Genomic DNA, 7,387 nt, shown 5'->3' with positions numbered 1-7,387 from the left:
CTGACATTCATCGACACACTATTGAGTTCTCAAAGAACACACGCACACACTTCTACCCACAACATCTAGTAGGGGTTTCGGTGAGGCAAGGGTTCGTACTTTAGCTCAGACAACCAGCCGGAAGCAAATCCGATCCGAGGTTCCTCTGAACACATGATCAGTCAGGCGCTCAACGTCCTACCTCGTGTCTCACCCGCTGGGCGGCTGAGTCGGTGTCCGTGTCGCTCTGACTCGAATAAAGTTACGTGCCGACAAACACGAAGTCAAATCGGCTGGTCAGAGGCCCTATTTTGGCGTATCGACTCGTTCGACCTGTCCCCCGAGCGCCTGCATCTGCTCCACGAACCTCGGGTAGCCGCGGTCGATGTGATAGACGTCGTGGACTTCGGTGACACCATCGGCGACGAGGCCGGCCAGTACCAGGCCCGCACCCGCACGGATGTCGGAAGACCAGACCGGCGCACTCGACAACCGCGGGATCCCACGGACCACCGCATGGTGACCGTCGGTCCGGGCGTCGGAGCCGAGCCGGATCATCTCCTCCACGAAACGGAACCGCGCCTCGAAGACGTTCTCGGTGATCATCGAGGTGCCATCGGCGATGGCGGCCAAGCCGATGGCCATCGGCTGCAGATCGGTGGGGAAGCCGGGGAAGGGCAGCGTCGCGAAGTTCACCGCGCGCGGACGCTCGGCCTGTACGACCCGGAAGCCATTGGGCTCGTAGGAGATTCGCGCGCCGGCCGAGCGGAGCTTGTCCAGCACCAGGGCCAGGTGCTTGGGGTTCACGCCGGTGACCCGGACATCGCCGGTGGTCATCGCGGCGGCGATTCCCCAGGTGGCGGCGACGATACGGTCGCCGATCACCCGGTGCGTGGTGGGCGAGAGGCTCTTCACGCCCTGCACGGTGAGCACCGAGGAACCGGCACCCTCGATCCGCGCACCCATCTGGACGAGCATGGTGCACAGGTCGACGATGTCGGGCTCGCGCGCCGCGTTGTCGATGACCGTTTCCCCTTCGGCGAGGACCGCGGCCATCAGGATGTTCTCGGTGGCGCCGACCGACGGGAAGTCGAGGCGGATCCGCGCACCCTGCAGCTCGTCGGCGCGGGCGACGACGCACCCGTGTTCGATCTCGCTGGTCGCGCCGAGCAGGCGTAGGCCTGCCTGGTGCATATCGAGGGGACGCGAACCGATCGCGTCACCACCGGGTAGCGCCACGACGGCACGTTTGCAGCGCGCCATCAGCGGACCGAGCACACATACCGACGCACGGAACTGGGTCACCGCGGGGAAATCCGCGTGGTACTTGGGTTCGGCGGGGGTATCGATGGTCACCACCGAGTTGTCGCCGCCGACGTCGTCGGAGATCGTCACATCGCAGCCGAGGCCGCGCAGGACCTCCGCCATCAGGGGGACATCGAGGATGTCCGGGCAGTTGGTGATGGTGGTCGTGCCCTCGGCCAGCAACGCGGCAGCCATCAGCTTCAGCACGCTGTTCTTCGCGCCGCCGACCGCGACCTCGCCGACGAGTCGATTGCCGCCGGAGACCAGAAACCGTTCGCTCACCACGCCAGCTTATCGACCGTCACGCGACGACACGCCCCCCTGTCACGAAAGAACAAGAAACCGACCGATTCTCCGCCTCGGAGAGTCGCTTTCAGCGCGGCAGTCCGCCGCCGGGCTGCCACAGCACGTCGCCGGCGGGGTTGGTGGCCCGGCTGAGGATGAACAGCAGGTCCGAGAGTCGATTCAGGTATTTCGCGGGCAGCACGCTGGTGTCGTCGGGGTGAGAATCGACGGCCGCCCACGCGGATCGCTCCGCGCGGCGCACCACGGTGCGCGCTGTGTGCAACAACGCAGCCAACGGCGTGCCGCCGGGCAGAATGAACGAATTCAGCGGTGCCAGACCGTCGTTGAACTCATCGCACCACTTCTCCAGCCGGTCGATATAGGGCCCGGTGATGCGCAGCGGGGGGTACTTCGGTTCGGCGACAACCGGGGTGGACAGATCGGCGCCCGCGTCGAACAGATCGTTCTGGATCTGGAGCAGCACCGTCAGCACCGCGGGTTCGGGCGCTCCGAGGGCAACGGCGACACCCAGCGCGGCATTGGCCTCGTCGCAGTCGGCATACGCGATCAGCCGGGGATCGTTCTTGGCGACGCGGGAGAAATCGCTGAGGCCGGTCGTACCGTCGTCACCCGTGCGGGTGTAGATCCGGGTCAGGTGCACACTCACGACGGGCCTCCACGAGTACGGCGGGCGCGATCGGACGGTCGCGACTCCACCCAGGACAGAAAAGCCGCCATCGAACCGCGGTCGAGCGCTAGCTCGAAACTGTTCTGCGGATCGGTGACGGCTACCACCACGATGTCATCGCTCATGATGTCGAATTCGTCGCCCTGCGGCGCTCGGCGCTCGACGATCTCGAGGCCCTGCCGATGCACCGTCGAGTCGGGACCGAATTTCAGGCTGGTCAGTTTGAAGAAGACGAGGCGATCCTCGTCGTAGCGAATGAGCCCGTGACGCCAGCCTTGGCCGCCGCGCGCGGGCAGTGTGCGAAGTAGCGCGGCCGTGCCCCCGCGGCGCAACATCACCAGGCGATAGGTCGAAGCACCGGCTACGAACACGAGCGTCAGCACCAGAATGATCAGGAGAACCATCCCGGTTTGCAATGCCGTACGCCCTTTCGCTCTTGCCGGTGTCACAAAACCCCCGCTCCCCCATTCAATCACGCCCGCTGGTCGGCGTTCCGGCCGGATCATCTATCCCCAGGAAAAAGGCGGCGCAAACAACTCTGCCGGCGAGGAACCGAAGTTCCTCGCCGGCAGGGCGTCGTACTACTGCGATCAGTCGGTTACGGTCGCTTCGACCGCGCGCACCTGGCCCTGCGCCGCGCGCAGCTCCACTTCGGTGGCGCTCGCGTCGGCCAGCACCTTGCGCGCCGCGTCGACGTCGACCTCGCCCGCGAGGTCCGCGGACTCGGCCAGCACACGCACGGTGTCGGCGGTGACCGAGAAGAAGCCGCCGTGCACCGCGGCGACGATCCGCTCGCCGTCGGTCGACACGATCGAAACCGTGCCGCCCTCGACGAGCTGACCGAGCAGCGGCTCGTGGCCTGCCATGATGCCGATCTGACCTTCGGTGGTCTGCGCGCTGACGAACGAAGCCTGGCCGGACCAGATCTTGCGTTCGACAGCTACGAGATCAACTGTCATCTCCGCCATAGTGGACTACTTCCCGAGGATCTTCTTCGCGGCTGCCTCGACGTCGTCGAGACCACCGCAGGAGTTGAACGCCTGCTCCGGGTAGTGGTCGAACTCGCCCTTGCAGACACGGTCGAAGTCGTCGATGGTCTGCTCCAGCGGAACGACCGAGCCGACCTGGCCGGTGAACTTCTCGGCGACGATGAAGTTCTGACCGAGGAACTTCTCCAGGCGACGGGCGCGACCGACGAGGACCTTGTCCTCTTCGGAGAGCTCGTCCATGCCGAGGATGGCGATGATGTCCTGCAGTTCCTTGTACTTCTGCAGGATCCGCTTGACCTCGTTGGCAACCCGGAAGTGGCGCTCGCCGACGATCGAAGCCTCGAGGATACGAGAGGTCGAGGTCAGCGGGTCGACGGCCGGGTAGATGCCCTTCTGCGAGATCGGGCGCGAAAGCTCGGTCGTCGCATCCAGGTGGGCGAAGGTGGTCGCCGGCGCCGGGTCGGTGTAGTCGTCGGCGGGGACGTAGATCGCCTGCAGCGAGGTGATCGAGCGACCCTTGGTCGAGGTGATGCGCTCCTGGAGCTGACCCATCTCGTCCGCCAGCGTCGGCTGGTAACCCACGGCCGAAGGCATGCGACCCAGCAGGGTCGAGACCTCGGAACCGGCCTGGGTGAAACGGAAGATGTTGTCGATGAAGAGCAGCACGTCCTGGTGCTGGACATCGCGGAAGTACTCCGCCATGGTCAGCGCCGACAGGGCCACGCGCATACGCGTGCCCGGCGGCTCATCCATCTGGCCGAAGACGAGGGCGGTGTCCGGAAGGACGCCCATCTCTTCCATTTCCAGACGGAGGTCGGTGCCCTCACGAGTACGCTCACCGACGCCCGCGAACACCGAGGTGCCCGAGAACTCGCGAGCGATACGGGTGATCATCTCCTGGATCAGCACGGTCTTGCCGACACCGGCACCACCGAACAGACCGATCTTGCCGCCCTTGACGTACGGGGTCAGCAGGTCGATGACCTTGACGCCGGTCTCGAGGATCTCGGTCTTGCCCTCGAGCTGGTCGAAGCTCGGCGGCTGACGGTGGATGCCCCACTGCTCGCCATCGCGGCCGAGGCCGGGAGTGTCGAGGCAGTCACCGAGGGCGTTGAACACGTGGCCCTTGACGATGTCGCCGACAGGCACCGAGATCGGCTTGCCGGTGTCGGTGACGCTCGCGCCACGGACCAGGCCGTCGGTCGGCTGCATCGAGATGGTGCGCACGATGTTGTCGCCGAGGTGCTGAGCGACCTCGAGGGTGAGGGTCTTGGCCACCGACGCGAGCTCGATGTCGGAGTTCAGAGCGTTGAACAGCTCGGGGATGGCGCCACGCGGGAACTCGACGTCCACGACGGGGCCGATGACACGGACGACGCGTCCAGCGGTTTCGCCCGCCTTCTTCGCGTTGTCCTGAGTGACAGCTGCGGTCATTAGATTGGTTCTCTTCCTGCGCTACTTAGTCGCGGTCCGAGCTCGACGCCAGCGCATTGACGCCGCCGACGATTTCGCTGATTTCCTGCGTGATCTGGGCCTGACGCACCGAGTTCGCCTCGCGCTGGAGCACATTGGCCAGCTCGTTGGCGTTATCGGTCGCCGCCTTCATTGCGGTGCGCCGAGCCGCGGACTCGGATGCCGCTGCCTCGAGCAACGATGCGTAGATACGCGTGTTGATGTACTTGGGCAGCAGCGCCCCGAGCAGTACATCGGCGTCCGGCTCGAACTCGTACTGTGCCGTGGCCACCGCGTTCGGCGAGTCCGACATCATGTCGTCGCCGAGCTCGTAGTTCTCGTCGACGTAGCTGACCTGGATCGGCGCCAGGCGGCGCACCTCCGGGTTCTGGGTCAGCATCGACACGAACTTGGTGTACACGATGTGCAGCTCGTCGACACCCTCGATGGTTCCGGTGCCGTCGAGCGAGGTGACCTCGCTGTCGGAGCCGGCCATGAAGGCCTCGACCAGGTGCTGGCACGCGGACGACGCATCGGTGTACTTGGGCTGCTGAGAGAAGCCTGCCCACGATGCCTGGAACGGACGGTTACGGAACTTGTAGTACGTGATGCCCTTACTGCCCATCACGTACAGAACGGGTTCCTTGCCGCCGCCACGCAGCGAGGTCATGAGCTCCTCGGCACGCTTGAGCACGTTCGAGTTGTAGCCACCGCACATACCGCTGTCACTGGTGATCACCAGGACAGCGGCCCGACGAGCATTGGGACGCTCGGTCAGCAGCGGGTGCGACAGGTTCTTCGAAGCGCTCGCCAGTTCGCCGAGGACCTTGGTGATCTCCTCGGCGTACGGCTTGGCAGCCGCAACCCTGGCCTGGGCCTTGGAAATTCGCGAGGTCGCGATCAGTTCCTGAGCCTTGGTGATCTTCTTGATCGAATTCACACCACGAATGCGGGAGCGCAATTCGCGCAAACTTGCCACTAGCGGTTCACACTCCCTTCATTCGCCAGATCGGAAATTGCCGACATCATGACCCGGCTTACTTGTCGACGTGCTTGCGAGTGACCGACAGCGACTCGACCTCTTCGTGGTCCAGCTCGCCTGCGGCAGCCTCGTTCACGATGCGCTTGCCATCCGAATCGAGGAAGCCCTGCTTGAACTTGTCGGTCTCGGCCTTGATCGCGTCGGCGGCCTCGCCGGCAAGCGGCTTCTTGCCACCCTCGAGCGCGTCGAACGAGCTCTGGGTCGCACCGTGCAGGTACTCGAGCAGCTCGGCGGTGAAGCGACGCACGTCGGCGACGGGCACCGACTCGTAGTAGCCGGCGTCGACCAGGAAGATCGAGACGACCTGATCCTCGACCGAGACCGGGGAGTACTGGTCCTGCTTGAGCAGCTCGACCCAGCGGGCACCACGCTCGAGCTGCGCCAGCGACGCGGCATCGAGGTCGGAGGCGAAGGCGGAGAACGCCTCCAGCTCGCGGTACTGCGCCATTTCCAGACGCAGCGAACCGGCGACCTTCTTCATGGCCTTGGTCTGCGCGGCGCCACCGACACGGGAGACCGAGGTACCGACGTTGATCGCCGGGCGGACGCCCTTGTTGAACAGGTCGGACTCGAGGAAGACCTGACCGTCGGTGATGGAGATGACGTTGGTCGGGATGAACGCCGAGACGTCGTTGGCCTTGGTCTCGATGATCGGCAGACCGGTCATCGAGCCGGCGCCCATCTCGTCGGACAGCTTCGCGCAACGCTCCAGCAGACGGGAGTGCAGGTAGAAGACGTCACCGGGGTACGCCTCGCGGCCCGGCGGACGACGCAGCAGCAGCGAGATGGCGCGGTACGCCTCGGCCTGCTTGGTCAGGTCGTCGAACACGATGAGGACGTGCTTGCCCTGGTACATCCAGTGCTGGCCGATGGCCGAACCGGTGTACGGAGCCAGCCACTTGAAGCCGGCGGAGTCGGACGCGGGGGCCGCGACGATGGTGGTGTACTCCATCGCGCCGTGCTCCTCGAGCGCGGTCTTGACGCCCGCGATGGTGGAGCCCTTCTGGCCGATCGCGACGTAGATGCAGCGAACCTGCTTGTCGGCGTCGCCGGTCTCCCAGTTCGCCTTCTGGTTCAGGATCGCGTCGATCGCGACGGCGGTCTTGCCCGTCTTGCGGTCGCCGATGATCAGCTGACGCTGGCCGCGGCCGATGGCGGTCAGCGCGTCGATCGCGGTGATACCGGTGGCGAGCGGCTCTTCGACCGGCTGACGCTCCAGCACGGACGCGGCCTGCAGCTCCAGCACGCGGCGCTCGTCGGACTCGATCTCGCCCAGGCCGTCGATCGGCTGGCCGAGCGGGTTGACGACGCGACCGAGGAACTTGTCACCCACGGGGACGGAGAGCACGTCGCCGGTGCGGCGGACCTGCTGGCCCTCTTCCAGCGAGGCGTACTCGCCGAGGATGACGGCACCGATCTCGGTGTCCTCGAGGTTCAGCGCAACGCCGAGGACCCCGCCGGGGAACTCGAGCAGCTCGTTGGCCATCGCCGAAGGCAGACCGCTGACGTGCGCGATGCCGTCGCCGGTGTCGGTCACGAGGCCGACTTCTTCGATGGAGGTTTCCGGGGTGTAGCTCTGGGTGTAGCTCTCGATCGCGCTACGGATCTCGTCGGAGGAGATCGTCAGCTCCGCCATGTTGTTCCTGC

At 65.4% G+C, this 7,387-nt stretch carries 7 protein-coding genes; all 7 read right to left on the bottom strand.

The annotated features are described in order from the left end of the window. Nucleotides 1-285: 285 nt before the first annotated feature. Nucleotides 286-1,566: a UDP-N-acetylglucosamine 1-carboxyvinyltransferase gene (murA, locus tag ACFXKN_RS29625; RefSeq protein WP_378963582.1), complete on the bottom strand. Its 1,281-nt coding sequence runs from the start codon at nucleotides 1,564-1,566 to the stop codon at nucleotides 286-288. Between the two features lie 91 nt (nucleotides 1,567-1,657). Further along, nucleotides 1,658-2,236: a cob(I)yrinic acid a,c-diamide adenosyltransferase gene (locus ACFXKN_RS29620; protein WP_378963583.1), complete on the bottom strand. Its 579-nt coding sequence runs from the start codon at nucleotides 2,234-2,236 to the stop codon at nucleotides 1,658-1,660. Then, nucleotides 2,233-2,661 (bottom strand): DUF2550 domain-containing protein, encoded by a 429-nt coding sequence (locus tag ACFXKN_RS29615; protein WP_378963738.1) that lies wholly within the window; start codon nucleotides 2,659-2,661, stop codon nucleotides 2,233-2,235. Before ACFXKN_RS29615 ends, ACFXKN_RS29620 begins: the two co-directional genes overlap by 4 nt. Before the next feature lie 186 nt (nucleotides 2,662-2,847). After that, complete coding sequence (locus ACFXKN_RS29610; RefSeq protein ID WP_378963587.1) at nucleotides 2,848-3,225, bottom strand: F0F1 ATP synthase subunit epsilon; 378 nt, start codon at nucleotides 3,223-3,225, stop codon at nucleotides 2,848-2,850. A gap of 6 nt (nucleotides 3,226-3,231) precedes the next feature. Continuing rightward, on the bottom strand, nucleotides 3,232-4,680 hold the full coding sequence (atpD, locus tag ACFXKN_RS29605) for a F0F1 ATP synthase subunit beta (RefSeq protein WP_378963589.1): 1,449 nt from the start codon (nucleotides 4,678-4,680) through the stop codon (nucleotides 3,232-3,234). 25 nt (nucleotides 4,681-4,705) lie between these two features. Beyond that, nucleotides 4,706-5,677, bottom strand: coding sequence for a F0F1 ATP synthase subunit gamma (locus ACFXKN_RS29600; RefSeq protein WP_378963590.1), 972 nt, complete (start codon nucleotides 5,675-5,677; stop codon nucleotides 4,706-4,708). Nucleotides 5,678-5,735: 58 nt separating this feature from the next. Beyond that, nucleotides 5,736-7,376 carry a F0F1 ATP synthase subunit alpha gene (gene atpA / locus ACFXKN_RS29595; protein WP_378963591.1) on the bottom strand — a complete coding sequence of 547 codons (1,641 nt, stop codon included), beginning with the start codon at nucleotides 7,374-7,376 and terminating at the stop codon, nucleotides 5,736-5,738. Nucleotides 7,377-7,387 lie beyond the last annotated feature (11 nt).

The organism is Nocardia sp. NPDC059195 (assembly GCF_042754695.1).
Classification (GTDB): Bacteria; Actinomycetota; Actinomycetes; order Mycobacteriales; family Mycobacteriaceae; genus Nocardia.
This window is presented reverse-complemented; position numbering and strand designations above follow the sequence as displayed.

Coding starts and splice junctions, on each gene's coding strand:
- ACFXKN_RS29615 (WP_378963738.1), bottom strand. CDS start 2,661: ATGGTTCTCCTGATCATTCTGGTGCTGACGCTCGTGTTCGTAGCCGGT.
- ACFXKN_RS29610 (WP_378963587.1), bottom strand. CDS start 3,225: ATGGCGGAGATGACAGTTGATCTCGTAGCTGTCGAACGCAAGATCTGG.
- atpD (WP_378963589.1), bottom strand. CDS start 4,680: ATGACCGCAGCTGTCACTCAGGACAACGCGAAGAAGGCGGGCGAAACC.
- atpA (WP_378963591.1), bottom strand. CDS start 7,376: ATGGCGGAGCTGACGATCTCCTCCGACGAGATCCGTAGCGCGATCGAG.